The organism is Kribbella qitaiheensis, from assembly GCF_042657745.1.
Lineage (GTDB): Bacteria > Actinomycetota > Actinomycetes > Propionibacteriales > Kribbellaceae > Kribbella > Kribbella qitaiheensis.
On the sequence record NZ_JBHSKE010000041.1, the window covers coordinates 108,506 to 123,688 of the forward strand.

At 67.7% G+C, this 15,183-nt stretch carries 13 protein-coding genes; 7 read left to right on the top strand and 6 right to left on the bottom strand.

All coding sequences use genetic code 11. The features are described 5' to 3' along the window. Positions 1-41: 41 nt before the first annotated feature. Both ACFPJ1_RS26160 and ACFPJ1_RS26165 read right to left on the bottom strand, forming a co-directional pair. Entirely contained in the window at positions 42-695 is a 654-nt protein-coding gene (locus ACFPJ1_RS26160) for a response regulator (protein WP_380107833.1), read from the bottom strand. After that, positions 686-2,212 carry a histidine kinase gene (locus tag ACFPJ1_RS26165; RefSeq protein ID WP_380107835.1) on the bottom strand — a complete coding sequence of 509 codons (1,527 nt, stop codon included), beginning with the start codon at positions 2,210-2,212 and terminating at the stop codon, positions 686-688. The genes ACFPJ1_RS26160 and ACFPJ1_RS26165 overlap by 10 nt, the downstream gene beginning before the upstream one ends. Before the next feature lie 132 nt (positions 2,213-2,344). Between ACFPJ1_RS26165 and ACFPJ1_RS26170 the strand changes: the two genes are divergently transcribed. The 3 genes from ACFPJ1_RS26170 (at position 2,345) to ACFPJ1_RS26180 (ending at position 4,963) form a co-directional block, all read left to right on the top strand. Continuing rightward, positions 2,345-3,025 (top strand): DedA family protein, encoded by a 681-nt coding sequence (locus ACFPJ1_RS26170; protein WP_380107837.1) that lies wholly within the window; start codon positions 2,345-2,347, stop codon positions 3,023-3,025. A gap of 59 nt (positions 3,026-3,084) precedes the next feature. Further along, entirely contained in the window at positions 3,085-3,699 is a 615-nt protein-coding gene (locus ACFPJ1_RS26175; RefSeq protein ID WP_380107839.1) for an NADPH-dependent FMN reductase, read from the top strand. 238 nt (positions 3,700-3,937) lie between these two features. Further along, positions 3,938-4,963: an ANTAR domain-containing protein gene (locus ACFPJ1_RS26180; protein ID WP_380107841.1), complete on the top strand. Its 1,026-nt coding sequence runs from the start codon at positions 3,938-3,940 to the stop codon at positions 4,961-4,963. 109 nt (positions 4,964-5,072) lie between these two features. On the opposite strand, the gene ACFPJ1_RS26185 is transcribed toward ACFPJ1_RS26180, so the two are convergent. The 4 genes from ACFPJ1_RS26185 to ACFPJ1_RS26200 all read right to left on the bottom strand — a co-directional run bounded on the left by ACFPJ1_RS26185 (position 5,073) and on the right by ACFPJ1_RS26200 (position 10,133). After that, entirely contained in the window at positions 5,073-7,580 is a 2,508-nt protein-coding gene (locus tag ACFPJ1_RS26185; RefSeq protein WP_380107843.1) for an ABC transporter permease, read from the bottom strand. Beyond that, positions 7,577-8,374, bottom strand: a complete 798-nt coding sequence (locus tag ACFPJ1_RS26190; protein WP_380107845.1) for an ABC transporter ATP-binding protein — start codon at positions 8,372-8,374, stop codon at positions 7,577-7,579. Before ACFPJ1_RS26190 ends, ACFPJ1_RS26185 begins: the two co-directional genes overlap by 4 nt. 92 nt (positions 8,375-8,466) lie before the next feature. Next, on the bottom strand, positions 8,467-9,369 hold the full coding sequence (locus ACFPJ1_RS26195) for a phosphotransferase family protein (protein WP_380107846.1): 903 nt from the start codon (positions 9,367-9,369) through the stop codon (positions 8,467-8,469). Between the two features lie 167 nt (positions 9,370-9,536). Then, on the bottom strand, positions 9,537-10,133 hold the full coding sequence (locus tag ACFPJ1_RS26200; protein WP_132290170.1) for a TetR/AcrR family transcriptional regulator: 597 nt from the start codon (positions 10,131-10,133) through the stop codon (positions 9,537-9,539). Positions 10,134-10,239: 106 nt separating this feature from the next. Here ACFPJ1_RS26200 and ACFPJ1_RS26205 point away from each other — a divergent pair, with 106 nt between their 5' ends. The 4 genes from ACFPJ1_RS26205 (at position 10,240) to ACFPJ1_RS26220 (ending at position 14,619) form a co-directional block, all read left to right on the top strand. Then, positions 10,240-11,253: an ABC transporter permease gene (locus ACFPJ1_RS26205; RefSeq protein ID WP_380107847.1), complete on the top strand. Its 1,014-nt coding sequence runs from the start codon at positions 10,240-10,242 to the stop codon at positions 11,251-11,253. 180 nt (positions 11,254-11,433) lie between these two features. Then, positions 11,434-12,837: an extracellular solute-binding protein gene (locus tag ACFPJ1_RS26210; protein WP_380107848.1), complete on the top strand. Its 1,404-nt coding sequence runs from the start codon at positions 11,434-11,436 to the stop codon at positions 12,835-12,837. Between the two features lie 25 nt (positions 12,838-12,862). Next, the gene (locus ACFPJ1_RS26215) at positions 12,863-13,795 is read left to right on the top strand and encodes a carbohydrate ABC transporter permease (protein WP_380107850.1); all 933 of its coding nucleotides are present in this window, start codon (positions 12,863-12,865) and stop codon (positions 13,793-13,795) included. Next, positions 13,792-14,619, top strand: a complete 828-nt coding sequence (locus ACFPJ1_RS26220) for a carbohydrate ABC transporter permease (RefSeq protein WP_380107851.1) — start codon at positions 13,792-13,794, stop codon at positions 14,617-14,619. Before ACFPJ1_RS26215 ends, ACFPJ1_RS26220 begins: the two co-directional genes overlap by 4 nt. Positions 14,620-15,183 lie beyond the last annotated feature (564 nt).

The following is a 15,183-nucleotide window of genomic DNA, read 5'->3' on the forward strand; positions in this document are numbered from 1 at the left end:
GTCTGATCGACCCGCAGCCGGTCCCACCTGCTGATGGAGGGTCAGGTGCCCAGGTAGCGGAGGATGGCTAGGACTCGGCGGCTGTAGCCGGTGACGTGGTTGAGGGCGAACTTGTCGAAGATCGAGTTGATGTGTTTCTCGACGGCGCTCTGGGAGATGAAGAGTTGCTCGGCAATGCTCGGGTTGGTGTGACCCTCGGCCATTGCGGCCAGGACTTCCTGCTCCCGCTTGGTGAGCTGGCTGAGCGGGTCTGTGTGGGTGGTGCGCGCGAGCAGTTGGCGGACCATGTCCGGGTCGAAGGCCACACCGCCCGCGCCGACGCGTTCCAGAGCGGCGAGGAATTCCCCGACATCCGACAACCGATCCTTCAGGAGGTACCCGACGCCGTCCTGCTGTGAGGTGATCAGCTCGGTGGCGTAGACCTTTTCGACGTATTGGGAGAGCACCAGGACGCCGACGGCCGGCCAGCGTTCGCGGATGGTCAGCGCGGCGCGAATGCCCTCGTCGGTGTGCGTCGGCGGCATCCGCACATCGACCACGACGACATCAGGAAGGTCTTCTCCGCAGGCTTCCACTGCGGCGACGAGCGCGTCCCCGTCGCCAACGGCAGCCACCACGTCGTGCTTCTCCTCCTCCAGCAGAAGGATCATCCCTTGCCGCAGTAACGCGTGGTCCTCGGCCAGGATCACTCGCACGGTAGCTCCGCTCTGATGGTGGTCGGACCGCCGACCGGGCTGTGAACGCTGAAGTTCCCGTCACTCGCCGCGACCCGGCCCGCCAGTCCGCTGAGTCCTCGTCCAGCCGGGTCCGCCCCACCCCGTCCGTCGTCCGTCACAGTCACCAGCACCCCCGTCATCGCGGCCCCTGTCGGTGCCGCCGCCCACGACGTTCCCGTCGGCGATGTCGTCTCGGGCGCCGCCCTCATTCCTGCCAGTGAGGTCGTCCCAGTCGCCGCGGACACCCTGGCCATTCCGACTGCCCCGGCCACCCCCGATACCTCGGCCACTCCGGCCGCGTCGGACACTCCCGGTACCCCGGCAACTCCGGATACCTCGACCGCCCCGACTATCCCGGCCGCCTTGGCCGCTTCGACTCTCGCGGCGGCCCCGACTGCCCCTGACGTCGCCGACGAGGCGGTCGCAGAGGGTGGGGGCCAAGCCAGCAGGCGGAGGGTTATGTCGATCTGGGTCGCGCCAGAGTGTTTGGCGGCGTTGGTGACGGCCTCGGCGACGACGAAGTACGCCACGGTCTCGATCGTCGCCGGTGGGCGGGTGGGTAAGTCGTAGTGCAAGGTGACCGGGATACTCGATCGCTCGGCCAGTACGGCGATGACGTCGCGCAGGCCCTGCTGGTCGAGCACGGTCGGGTAGACGCGCCAGGCGACTTGGCGGAGGTCGTCGAGTGCCTGCTGGGACTCCTCGTGCGCTTGCTTGACCAGCGCGGACGCGTGGTCCGGGTCGTCGGTCCGACGTGCGCGGCTGAGCAACATCCCGAGCGCGACCAGGCGTTGTTGTACGCCGTCGTGCAGGTCCCGCTCGATCCGGCGACGTTCGTCGTTGATCACCTGGACCACCTCGGCGCGGCTCAAGGTGAGCTCCGAGACGCGACGCGCCAGTACTTCCTCCGCTGAGGGTGCCAGGTGTCGGCGGGCCAGGCGCTCGTCCAGTCCGGCGATCCCGACGATGCCCATGATGTTGAGATAGAGCAGCAGCGCGCCGGGAATGGCCGCGACGATGACGGTCGCGGTGCTGATGCGGTCGGCACCGTCCTCGATCAGGGCCCAGCTCCCCCCGGTGATCCAGGCGGTGACCATGGAGCCGGCCACGACCAGGCCGAACAGGAGCAGCAGCAGGACGAGCCCGCCGAGCCCACCGACCGGCCAGCGTCTGGCGATGTAGCGGAAGGCGTTGCGATCGGAGTACGGGCCCAGGTCCTCGATGTCGTGGAAGCGGGCCAGGCGTCGTTGCTCGAGCACGACGAGTTGCCGTGAGCAACGATGAACGAAACCCACCACTCGATCGCGTGACCGCGGCGCCGCGATGATCGGCACCAGACCGACACTCGACACCAGCAGGAAGGCGAACTCGGCGACCGCCAGCACCGCGCCGAGCGCAACGCCCGCCAAGAGGTTCGCACTCTTCCGCACAGGCCCATGCTGCGCGGGACGGACATCAGTCGCGTCGCGCTTCTCGGCCAGTCCCCGTTCTCGCATGTCCGCAAGGTTAGTGGGCACCGAAGGACAGCGGACTGTGGTTTTCCGCAGTTCTGTACTGTGGAAAAGCCGAGGAAATCTTACGGTCGACCGCAGGGTGCGAGCAGTGTTCGCAGACCTAGCGTCGACGCCATGATCTCGACGAACCAGGTGATGATGACCGCGCTGGCACAAGCGACACAGGAACCGACCGGTGGAGTGGCCGGCTGGGCTGTCGACCTGATGGACAGGCTGGGAGCCCCGGGTGCCGGTCTCGCGGTGGCGCTGGAGAACCTGTTCCCGCCGCTGCCCAGCGAGGTGATCCTGCCGCTCGCCGGTTTCGCCGCCAACCGCGGCGACCTCGGGCTCGTCAGCGCCATCTTCTTCACCACTCTCGGCTCCGTGGTCGGAGCGCTCGCCCTGTACGGCGTGGGCGCGATCCTCGGCCGCGACCGGACCAGGGCGCTGGCAGCACGCATCCCGCTGATGAAACTGGAGGACGTCGACAAAGCCGAGGCCTGGTTCGCCCGGCACGGCGCGAAGGCGGTGCTGATCGGCCGGGTGGTGCCGGTGGTGCGCAGTCTCATCTCGATCCCCGCCGGAGTGGAGCGGATGCGGTTGTCGCTCTTCCTGGCGCTGACCGCGATCGGCAGCCTGGTGTGGAACTCAGCGCTGATCATTGCGGGCTACCTGCTGGGCGAGAAGTGGAACGTGGTCGAGTCCTATGTCGGGGTGCTGCAGTGGGTCGTCCTGGCGGCGGCTGTGCTGGCGGTGGTGTGGTTCATTGTGGTCAAGCTCAGAGCCAGGCGTTCACCATCTGAGAATGTCCAGTAGTCCGCTCGACTTTGGTTAGGCTCGAGATCTCACTGCCGAACCCTGGGAGATGCGTCCCGATGCCCTCAGTCGCCTTCGAGCCACGGATCGTGCCGGACCCGCCCGTCTGGCCGCAGTCCGTCGTCACCGTGGTGGGTAACCCCAAGGCGGCGTCGCGGACCGCCGCCGCGGCCGCCTCCGTCGCGGAACTACTCGCCTCCGAGCTCGGTACGCCGTACCGGATCGACGAGCTGGTGGATCTGGTCACGTTCGCGTCGGCGATCTTCCAGGGGGAAGCCGCCTCGGAGGAGGATCGGGAGGCGCTGGACAGCGCGATCGAGCTGGCGTCGTCCGCGTCTCTGCTGGTGCTCGCGACGCCTGTCTACAAGGGCAGCTACACCGGGCTGCTCAAGAGCTTCCTGGATGTGCTGCCACCGCAGGCGCTGGCTGGGTCGGTCGTGGTGCCGGTGACGGTGTCGGCCGCGCCGAGTCACAAGTTGCTGGCGGATCTGCACCTGCGCCCGGTGCTCGCGGAGCTCGGTGCGAGTGTGCCGACGCCGCCCGTGGCGCTGGAGGAGCGCGATTTCGAGGACCTGCAACTGCCGGTCTCGGCCTGGATCCGCAACAACGCCGGCCTGGTCCAGGCAACGACTATCGCCCTCCAGCCAGTAGCAGAACCCACCCCAGCCCAGTAGTGCAGCCGACCCGAGGTCCAGCCGCAAGAATCCAACCTGGCTCGTGGTGGGTCTGGTCTGGTCTCGGGTGCGGTAGCGGGAGTGCGCTCGGGCTGGTGGGCCGGGGTGATTCCAGCTTGATCGCGAGTACTGCGGTCGTGCAGGTGTTCGGAGTACTGGCGAACGCTGAGCGGACGGTTGGGGGGTTGGGGATCGGTCGACGGTTCCCTCGGGAGAGTCGGTGGGGTAATCCTGAAGGATGTCCGGTATCGAACCCGGCACACCCTCCCTTGCCGGAGGCGTGATCACGGGGGCCGAACAGGTTGGAACCTTCAGCTATCTGGTGGCAGAGGACACCTGGTGGCTGTCGCCGGCTACCTGCGCCATGCACGGGCTGCCGGCCGGGTCCCGGGTCACTACCGAGATGTTGCTGGCGTTCAAGCATCCCGATGACCTGATCCCGCCGCGGGAAGTGCTGGAGAAGGTGCTGAGTGAGGGCGAGCCGTTCTGCTTCCCGCATCGCATCGTCGACACCACCGGGCGGAGCCGGAACATCGTGGTGATCGGCACCACCGCGCGTGACGCTGCCGAGACGGTCAGCAGGGTCGAGGGATACGCGATCGACCTCACCGACGCCGAGCCATCGCAGGCGCTCCCGGTGGGGACCGAGGTCGTACGGGCCGAGCTGGAGAACCGGGCGGCGATCGAGCAGGCGAAGGGTGCGCTGATGCTCGCGTACGGCATGAGCGCGGACGCCGCGGTCGCGCTGCTGAAGTGGTACGCCGAGCAGTACAACATGCAACTGAATCTGGTTGCCGAGCGGCTCGTACTGCGGCTGAAGAACGCCACGGTCACGGCGTCCGGGATCCGCCGCACCATCGACCGGATGATGCATGATGCCGCGAGAACGGAAGCTGGGACGAGGAGTCCGTTCGAGCCTTGGGAGTTCCGGCTGGGTGTTGGTTGCGGCGAGCCGACGAGGCTGATCGGCTATTCGGTTCTGGCCACTGAGGGCGAGGTCGGCGAGGTGGACGGGTTCCTGGCGTTCGCCGGGCTGCAGGCGCTGATCGTCGATACCAGTGCCTGGGTGGCGGCGCAGCGGATCGCGCTGCCGGTCGGGACCGTGCAGTACGTCGACCACTACGAACACCGGGTCCAGCTCGACTGCAGTCTCGCTGAGATCAAGGCCGCGCCTCCGTCGGATCCCTGCCGCGGCGACCGCGGCAAGTACCTCGTCCGCGTCGCCGACTACTACCGCAGCCTCTACCGCGACCTCGACCTCTGACAGCCGGTACGCCGACGCGGAACGCCGAGCAGGAGGTCAGCTGCAAGAGCACGTCCGGGACAGGGGAGAGCGCGGGCCGGGGTGCCGGCCCGCGCTGGGGGTGGGGTGGTTAGTCGGTTCGGGCGGCGGCTTCGGCGGGGCGGGTTCGGAGGGTCGTGGTGGCCGGGAGGAGGGTGGAGAAGAGGGTCAGGAAGAAGGCCGTGGCGATGATGACCAGGTAGATCCAGATCGGGCCGCTCGGGAATGCCGAGGACGAGACTGCGGCAGCGAAGGGGAGCAGGCTGGCCAGGGCTACCAGGGTGCCGAGGGTGATGCCGGCGAAGGCGACCAGGACGCCTTCGGTGGTCAGCATGCGGAGGACCTGGCCGCGGGTGGATCCGGTGAGCCGCTGCAGACCGAACTCCCGGCGCCGGCGGACCGTGGCCGACACCATCGTGTTGACGACCGAGACCGCGGTGTACGCGATCAGCATTCCGACCAGCAGATAGTTCACCCACGCCTGGGTCTGCAGGTCCTGGTTGTTGCCATCGATCAACGCGTCCCGGTCGGCCACCTGCACACCCGGGTTCGCCGCTGCCAACTTGGCCAGCGAGGCGTTGACGTCAGCACCCGGTTCGGTCCGGATCAGGATCTGCTTCGCCAACTTGTCGGTGGTGTGCGCGGCGACGAGCTCGGCGGGCAGCACCAGACTCTCGTAGCCACGCTCGGCCGCGAACGTCGCGACCACCCGCAGGTCCACGGAGGCACCGTCGCCCAGCGTCATCTTGATCGACGTACCGACTCGTCGATCGATCTTCGAAGCGACGCGATCCGGCAATGCCACGGTCGAGCCGGTCAGCCCGGCCAGGGAACCCGAGGTCAACCGCACCGGCGCAGTACCGTCAGACCCTTGGGCGCTGATGCCTTGCAGCGGAGCGCCATCCTCGTCGAAGGGCGCGTTCCGCGGCTCGTCGATCACGCCGACGCTGGTGACGTAGGCGGACGCGCTCGCCACGCCCGGCATGCCCTGCACCTCGGTGAGCAGCGAAGGCGACAGCCCGGCTCCGGTGGACGCGAGCACCGCATCGGCCCGGAGGTCCTTGGTGAACGCCTTCGAGGCCGCGTCCATCTGCGTGGTCTGCATGTAGATGTTCGCGGTGGCGATTCCAACCGCCAGCATGACCGGCATCACTGCGGCCGACATCGCGACGGATCGGGCCGTCACGTTGAGGATCGCGAGCCGCCCGTTCACCCGACTCACGGCGTACAGCGGCCAGCGCAGTACGGCGAGGACGGCCTTCGTGGCGACCGGACCGAGCAGCGCGACGCCGATCGCCCAGCACAGCACCGCCGGCCCGGCAGTGGCACCCGCCAGTGGCCCGCTCATCACGGCGCCGGTGACGATTACCAGTGCGAGTCCACCGGCCAGGAACAGCAGGCCGAAGAGCAACCGCACCCAGCTGAACCACTTCCGCTGCAGCGAAGCCTCGACCAGCGCCTCGACCGGGCGGATCTTGGCCGAGCGCCGTCCTGCGATCAGCGCCGCCCCGACTGCAGCCAGTACTGCGGCCCCGGCACCCGCCGCGAAGGGGATCAGCCCTTGGTAGAAGGTGACGTCGGGGGAGGCCACGCCGTTCGCGGCCAGCCGGTCGAACAGGAAGCGCCCCAGCAGCACACCAGGCACGCAACCCACCAGTACTGCGGGCAGCGAGACCACCATCGCCTCGCCCAGGATCATCCGGCGCACCTGGCCCGGCGTGGTCCCGATCCCGCGCAGCAGGGCGAACTCCCGTTGCCGATGCTGGGCGGACAGCGCCAGCGTCGACGCGACCACGAACATCATCGTCATCGCCGCGATCCCGCCGAACGAGCCGGCGACCGAGATCAAGGTGACCTTGGCCTGGGCGGCGTCCGGATGCTCGACCAGCCCGCGATCGATCCCGGACAGGGCGGAGACGCTGCCGTCGGCCTTCTCGATACTCTTCCGGAGCGCCTTCAGGTCGGTGCCCGAAGCAACCAGTACTCCGAGGGCGGAGTACTGCTCGGGGCGCTCGGCGATGCGGGTCGCGTCGGCCGCGGAGAAGAACGTGTTACCTGCCGGTCCAGCGGCGATTCCGGCCACCCTGAAGGAAGTTGGCTTGCCTTGGGCAAGGAGTTGGACCTTACTGCCGACTCGTGCGCCGAGTTGACCGGCGGTGGTGGCATCGAGAACCACCTCGTCGGCGCGGGGCGCAGTACCGGACTGCAGGGTGAAGGGCCCGAGTCGGGCGGATTCCCAGTTGTGGCCCTCGGCGGACATCGGCACCGAGCCTCGCAGTACCGGTGCGGGGAAGGTCAGATCGCCGATCACATCGGTGACTCCGTCGAGCCCGCGGATCTTGTCCGCCACCGTTGCGGGGACGCCGACCTGCTCGACCAGCGGAGTGGCGTCCTCGGCGCCCGGACGCAGGTGGCTTTGTTTGCCAGAGACAACGATCGGGGCGCCGGCCAGTCGCTCCGGCGGAACGTTCGACCGGATACCGGTCTCCATCAGGCCGCCGCAGGCCAGCACGATCGCGGTGCCGAACACCACGGCGACGAAGGTCGCGATGAAACCGCCCTTGCGGTAGCGCAGGGTGCGCAGAGCGAGGCGGATCATCGGCCGGCCGCCCTGGCCAGCGATGCGACGGAGGCGGCGCGGGCGCCGAGGTGGGTCATCCGGTCGGCGACCTGCTCGGCCGTCGGCGCGATCAGGCTGCCCGCGAGGACGCCGTCGGCGAGGAAGACCACCTGGTCGGCGTACGACGCGGCGACCGGGTCGTGCGTCACCATCACCACGGTCTGCCCCTGGCTGCGAACGGGCTCGCGGAGCAGTTCGAGGACGTCGGCCGCGGTCTGGGTGTCCAGTGCGCCGGTCGGCTCGTCGGCGAAGATCACCGCGGGCCGGGCGACGAGCGCGCGGGCGATCGCGACGCGCTGCTGCTGTCCACCGGACAGCTCGCCCGGACGATTCTTCTGCTTGTCGCTGAGGCCGACACGTTCCAGCACGTCGCGGACGGCGGCGCGGTTCGGACGGCGGCCGTCGAGCTGCTGCGGCAGCGTGACGTTCTGCCAGACCGTGAGAGCCGGCAGCAGGTTGAACGACTGGAAGACGAAGCCGATCCGCTCGCGCCGGAGCTCGGTCAAGTGCTTCTCGTTGAGCCCGGCGAGCGGCTGGTCGTCGATCGTCACCGTGCCGGAGGTCGGCCGGTCCAGCCCCGCGGCGCAGTGCAGGAAGGTGCTCTTGCCGGAACCCGAGGGTCCCATCACCGCGGTGAAGGTGCCGCGGGCGAAGCTGATGCTGATCCCGTCGAGCGCGACGACGGCGTTGTTACCCCGGCCGTAGACCCGGCGTACGTCGTGCAGGACGACCGAATCGCCTGTCCTGCTGATGGTTTGCTGCTTGCGCCTCATGGCCAACCCCTCGTGTGCTCCGACTGACGAGCACGACGCTACGGACGCGCAAGCGGCCTCCCCAGGGAGTTGGGCAGTCGATCGGGGTAGTGCTAACTCCCCTGTTCGAGGGCGCCCAGTTCGGTCAGCAGGTGTTCCTCGACCAGCTTCGCCAAGCCCTCATGCCGAGCGCCGGTGTATCCGCGGGGCGTCCCCTCGACGAGCATGATCAGGTAGAGGTACACGCGGTACAGCGAGAGCTTCTCGCGGTCGACGTCCGCGCCGTAGCCGGCCAGCAACTCCTCGTCGAGGGTGCCGAGGAGCGACAGCGAGACGAACTCGGCCACCGGGTCGCCCCAGAACGCCCGCTCCCCGTCGACGAGCCCGGTGATCCGCCCGTCCTCGACGAGGACGTTGCCGTCCCACAGATCGAAGTGGATCAACCGCGGCGTGTGTACGTCGTCCAGCAGCTCCTTGTGGTCGAGGGCCGCCTGCCAGACCTGCTCGGCCGGGCGTGGCAGCCGTACGGCGTACCGCTCGGCGTCACCGAGCACGTCGTCCACCATCGACAGGAAGGCCTCGCTCCACCGCTGCACAAGACCCTTCTGCGGGTAGCCGAAGCCGGTCCCCGTCACCTCATGCAGGCTTGCCACGATCCCGCCGAGCTCACCCCGTACTCCGGCGGCGGCCCCCGCGCTCTGCAACGTCGTACCGGGGAGGGCGGTCATCAGCAGGTAGTCCTCGCCCTCATGCACGACCTCGGGGACAGGGGCCTTGCCGAGCGCCGCGCGGTAGAACTCGGCCTCGGTGTGAATCAGGTCCTGCTCGTAAGTGAGCCCTGGCGCATCCGGGTCGGGGGAGAGCTTGAGGATCAGGTCTCCATCGGGTCGGCCGATCCGGTAGACCGTGTTGAAGGTTCCTTCGGTCAGCTCTTCGGAGGAGTCTGCGGGACCTACGCCGGCTTCCGCCAGCAGGTCGTCGAGGCCCGCACGATCCAGTTGCCGCTTGTTGCTCATCAAAGGTCCTCGGGGGAGGGAAGGGGTTTCGTGCGCTCGGACTGGATCTGTAGCTCGATGTGGGACTCGGCGCCGATGGGCCGCCACATCTCGTCGATCGGTCAGACCTCCTACCGGGGACGACGTCTGTCGCCGCTGCGGTGTTCCCGCTCCGGTTGATGATGTGGTCAACGGGGGAGGAGGGCGGCAAGGCCGGCGGTGTAGCTCTGCGGAGTCACGTCGCCCAGGATCAGCCGCTGCAGGATGAAGCCGGGGATCAGCCCGAAGAGGACCTGCGCGATGTACTCCGGGTCGGTGTCCGGGTCGACCGTGCCGTCGGCCTGCGCGCGCCGGGCGACCTCGACGAAGTGGCCGCGGAGCATCCGGTACTTCTCGCTCGCGATCGCCTTGATCGCTTCGTTGTGCAGCGCCTCCGCCCAGGCCTGGATCCCGACCTTCGTCACGTCGCCACCTGCTTGACCGGCGACGAAGGCGACGTGCTCGACAGCCGCCTCCAGGGCGGCGAGCGGGGTCAGCGGTTCCTCCCGGGCCAGGATCTCCTCGAACAGCCGGTCCACCGAGCTCAGCGCGTCGTCGGCGATCGCCGCGACGATCTCGTCCTTGCTCTTGAAGTAGCCGTAGACGGCGCCCGCAGACAGGCCGGACTCCCGGATCACGTCGGCCATCGTCGTCTTGTGGAACCCCTGCTCGGCGACGCAGGTCCGGGCCGCGGCGACGATCTGCTGACGGCGCGCGAGCCGGTGTTCGTCGGAGACCTTGGGCATGGCTGAAACATAAAACGAATGCCCGTTCTTGACAAGTCGGCCGATCAAGGTCAGGCTCGAATCAATAAAGAACGTTCATTCCTTTTGTTTGAGGAGCTGACCCGAGATGTCCGACCAAACCGTCGCCGAGGAGAGCCGGCGGCCCCCGGTGGTGGCCGTCGTCACCCTGCTCACCGCGTTGCTCACGGTGCTGCTGATCGCGTTCGCCTGGCCGGCCGCGCGCTCGGAGCCGCGCGACTTGCCGATCGCCGTGGCAGGACCCCAGCAGGCGGTCGCGCAGGTGCAGGGCGGGCTGGAGCAGGCGATGCCCGGTGGGTTCGAGGTGACCGCCGTGCCGGATCGCGCTGCCGCCGTCAAGGCGATCGAGAACCGCGACGTGTACGGCGCGATCGTGCTCGACCCGCAGAACCCCGAGGTGCTCACCGCCTCGGCCGGTGGACCAGCGGTCGCGCAGATCCTCACCCAGTTGTCGTCGCGGATGGCCGCTCAGAACCAGGAAGCCGCGCCCAAGGTGACCGACGTCGTACCGCTGCCGCAGGACGATCCGCGGGGTGCCGGTCTGGCGGCCGGGGCGTTGCCGCTCGTGCTCGGTGGCATCATCGCCGCCGCCTTGCTGACCCAATTGGTCAAGGGTGGAAGTCGTCGGATGGCCGGAGCGGTCACGTTCGCGGTCACCGGAGGGCTGGCGCTGACCGCCGTGCTGCAGTACTGGCTCGGCTCGCTCGAGGGGAACTACTGGGTCAACGCGAGCGTGATCGCGCTCTCGATCGGTGCGATCAGCCTCACGCTGCTGGGCCTGGAGTGGTTGTTCGGCCGGGTGGGGCTTGCAGTGGGCGCCGCGACGATGATGCTGCTCGGTAACCCGCTCTCAGGTCTGACCAGCGCACCGGAGATGCTTCCGAGCGGCTGGGGTGCGCTCGGGCAGCTTCTGCCGCCCGGAGCAGCCGGTACAGCGTTGCGCTCCGTGAGCTTCTTCGACGGGGCCGGGTCCGCCGGGCCGTTCCTGGTCCTCACCTGCTGGTTCGTCGCCGGACTGGTGCTCTGCGGCCTCGGCGCGATGCGCAGCCGCACCCGGCGCGTCGTACCTGCTCGTCACGAGGCGTCACCCGTTACCGTCTGAGAGATGACGGCGCGGTGACCGGATCGTTACGACCCGGTCACCGCGCAGCAGCGCCTGAACGGGGACAACGTTGTCTGTCAACCATTGACTTCACTGGTCTGGGACTCCTACCGTCACCGGAAAGCCCGCTAGATCGGGCTGTCGGACCGGGATGACAACGATTGCCCGAAGGTGGATGCAATGGCCATGAAGAACGGTTTCAAGCGGGCGGGTGTACTCGCCGTCGGCGCGCTCCTGCTGGGGGTCTCGGCCTGCAGCCAGGGGTCGACGACCAAGACACCGGAGGCGGGCGGCTCACAGAGCGCCGGTCCGGCGAACATCAAGATCGCCTACCAGCAATGGGGGCCCGGCACGGTGATGAAGAACTTCCTCACCGGCGCGAAGGCCGAGTACGAGGCCGCCAACCCCGGCTCGAAGGTCGAGATCCTGCCGATCGTGGCGAGTGAGAACGACTACTACACCAAGCTCCAGCTGATGATGCGGTCGCCGAACACGGCGCCGGACATCGTCTACGAGGACACCTTCCTGATCAACTCCGACATCACCGCGGGGTACCTGAAGCCGCTGGACGACTACATCAAGGGCTGGTCGGACTGGTCCCAGTTCGAGGACACCGCGAAGGGTGCCGCGAAGGGCCAGGACGGCAAGACGTACGGCGTACCGGACGGCACCGACACGCGGGCGCTCTGGTACAACAAGCAGCTGTTCGCCAAGGCCGGGCTGCCGGCCGACTGGCAGCCGAAGACCTGGGACGACGTGCTCACCACCGCCCGGACGATCAAGTCCAAGGTGCCCGGCGTGATCCCGCTGAACGTCTACTCCGGCAAGCCGATGGGTGAGGCGTCCGCCATGCAGGGCTTCGAGATGCTGCTCTACGGCACCAAGGACACCCTCTACAACTTCGACCAGTCGAAGTGGGTCGTCGGCAGCCAGGGCTTCAAGGACTCGCTGAACTTCATCAAGACGGTCTTCAGCGAAGGCCTGGCCCCGCAGCCGAAGCAGTCGCTCGACCCGAACTGGGGCAACAAGGTCGGCAGCGACCTGCTGCCGAACAGCAAGCTGGCGATCGCGCTCGACGGCTCCTGGCTCTACAACAACTGGCAGAAGACCGGCGCGAAGCCGTGGCCGCAGTGGACCGAGGTACTCGGCCAGACCGCGATGCCTACCCAGGGCGGCGAAGGCAAGGGCAAGGTCAGCCTCTCCGGCGGCTGGACCTGGGCGATCCCGGCCAAGTCGAAGGCCCCGGATGCCGCGTGGAACTTCATCAAGACCCTGCAGACGCAGGAGAACGCGACCAAGTACGCCACCAACGGCGCGCAGATCGCGGTCCGCAAGGACGTCGCCGCCGACGCCGGGTACAAGTCATCCGCGAAGAGCACCCAGTTCTTCACCGACCTGGTCGGCGTGACCGTCTACCGGCCCGCGCTGCCGGAGTACCCGAAGGTCTCCAACGAGATCATCACCGCGATGGAGGCCGTGATGACCGGCCAGTCGTCGCCGGAGGAAGCAGCCAAGAACTACGACGAGGCGGTCGAAGGCATCGTCGGCAAGGACAAGACGACCACAGAGAGCCAGAGCCAGTAAGCAGAGCCTTCGAAGGGATTCCCCTGTGACGACGTCTGCTACTGCGGTGGCCGTTCCGTCCGGCGAGAAAGCCGGACGGAGCGGTCCGCCGCGCTTCGCCAAGACCGTCAAGATGTTGCCGTTGGCACCGGCCATCGGGCTGATGCTGGTCTTCCTGGCCGGCCCGATCCTGTACTGCATCTACGCCGCGTTCACGAACATGGCGCTGACCGGCACCGGAGCGGCGAACGTGAAGTTCGTCGGGTTGGACAACTTCCGCAAGGCCTTCGGCAGTTCGGCCTTCACCAACTCGATCTGGCTCACCCTGGTCTTCACGCTCGTCTCTGCGATCATCGGCCAGAACACCCTCGGGCTCGGACTCGCCCTGCTGATGCGCCGGTCGACAAAGGTGGTGCGCAACTTCGTCGGTACCGCGGTGATCGGCGCCTGGGTGCTGCCCGAGGTGGTCGCGGCTTACCTGCTCAGCGCCTTCTTCAACGACGACGGCACCCTGAACGTGATCCTGCACAGGGTCGGACTACCCGGCCAGGACTGGTTGTACGCGGCACCGATCATCGCCGTCTCGCTGGCGAACATCTGGCGCGGTACGGCGTTCTCGATGCTGGTGTACTCCGCGGCGCTGAGCGAGGTACCGAAGGAGATCGAGGAGTCCGCCGAGATGGACGGCGCCTCCGGCGGGCGGCGGCTGCTCTGGGTGACGCTGCCGATGATCTCCCGCGCGGTGATGACCAACCTGATGCTGATCACGCTGCAGACGCTGAGCGTCTTCGGCCTGATCTATGCGATGACCCGCGGTGGACCGGGGACCAAGAGCCAGACCCTGCCGCTCTACATGTACGAACAGGCGTTCAGCTTCTCGCAGATCGGCTACGGCACCGCGATCGCGCTGGTGATGCTGGCGATCGGCGCGGTGTTCTCGCTCATCTATCTACGTGGACTGAACTCGGAGGCCGCATGATCGCCCGCGACCGTGTCAGCAAGCTGACCGCGAACCTCATCCTGCTGGCGATCGGGATCCTGTTCGTCCTGCCGCTGCTGTGGGTGCTGTTCGCGTCGATCAACCGGACGGCGGGACTGCGGGTCGAACTCCCGACCAGCCCGACCTTCGAGAACTTCCGCGCCGTGCTCAACACCGACACGACGTACCGGCCGGTCTTCAACGGCATCGTGCTGTGTGGCGGTGCCGCGTTGCTCACGATGATCTGCGCGGTGCTCGCGGCCTATCCGCTGTCACGGTTCAGGACGAAGTTCAACCGGCCGTTCCTGCTGACCGTGCTGTTCTGCACCGGGCTGCCGATCACCGCGGTGATGGTGCCGGTGTACGGATTGTTCGTCCAGCTGAACCTGATCGACACCCTCGGTGGCACGATCATGTTCATGGCGACAGCCTCGCTCCCGTTCGCGATCTGGCTGACCAAGACGTTCATGGACGGCGTACCGATCTCGCTCGAGGAAGCAGCCTGGGTCGACGGCGCCGGCAGCATGCAGGCCCTCTACCGCATCGTCCTGCCGCTGATGTGGCCCGGGATCGCGGTCGTGCTGATCTTCACCTTCATCGGCATGTGGGGGAACTTCTTCGTCCCCTTCATGCTCCTGCTCTCCCCTGAGCGCCTCCCCGCCTCAGTCAGCATCTTCACCTTCTTCGGCCAGTACGGCGAACCCAACTACGGCCAACTAGCCGCCTACTCCCTCATCTACACCTTCCCCGTCCTGATCCTCTACCTCCTCCTCAGCCGGAAGCTCGGCGGCGCGTTCGCCCTGGGCGGCGCCATCAAGGGCTAGTACTCCGCCCCACGCGGCTCCTACGTCGCCGCTCTACAACAGCAGGTGGTCGAGTGCCGCGCTGGCTCCAAGCCAGCGCGGCGCTCTGCGTACAGGACGCGCAGGCAACAGGCCTCGGCCACCACTCGCCCAGGCCGCTCCTCCGTCGCCTGCTGCGGCAACAACGAGCTGGTCGCCGCAGCAGGCGGGCGGTGCCGTACGAGGGTTATCCGTAGCCCGGCGCAGCCGAGACACGGGAGTGACTCCGGAACCGGGCCATAGCCCGATCCAGGTCCTACGTCGCTCGCTCCCATGCGCCCTTGGCTCGCCGCTCTGCGGATGCTAGGTGGTCGCGGTGGAGTGACATGGTCACCGGACAGGCCCGGGGTAGTTGCAAGGCAGCTGCAAGGTGGTCACGCGGCCTGCGACTCGGGCTGTACCGAACGACAGGAAGTCGTCGCTCGCGACGTCAACCCCCACGCGTGCCGAGGCGGTTGAGGCGCAGAAGGAACGCAGCACCTCCTAATGGGTGTTATCGGGTCGGTCGCTGGCAGACTCGGTGCCTGTAGCCGCTGGTAAGTGAGC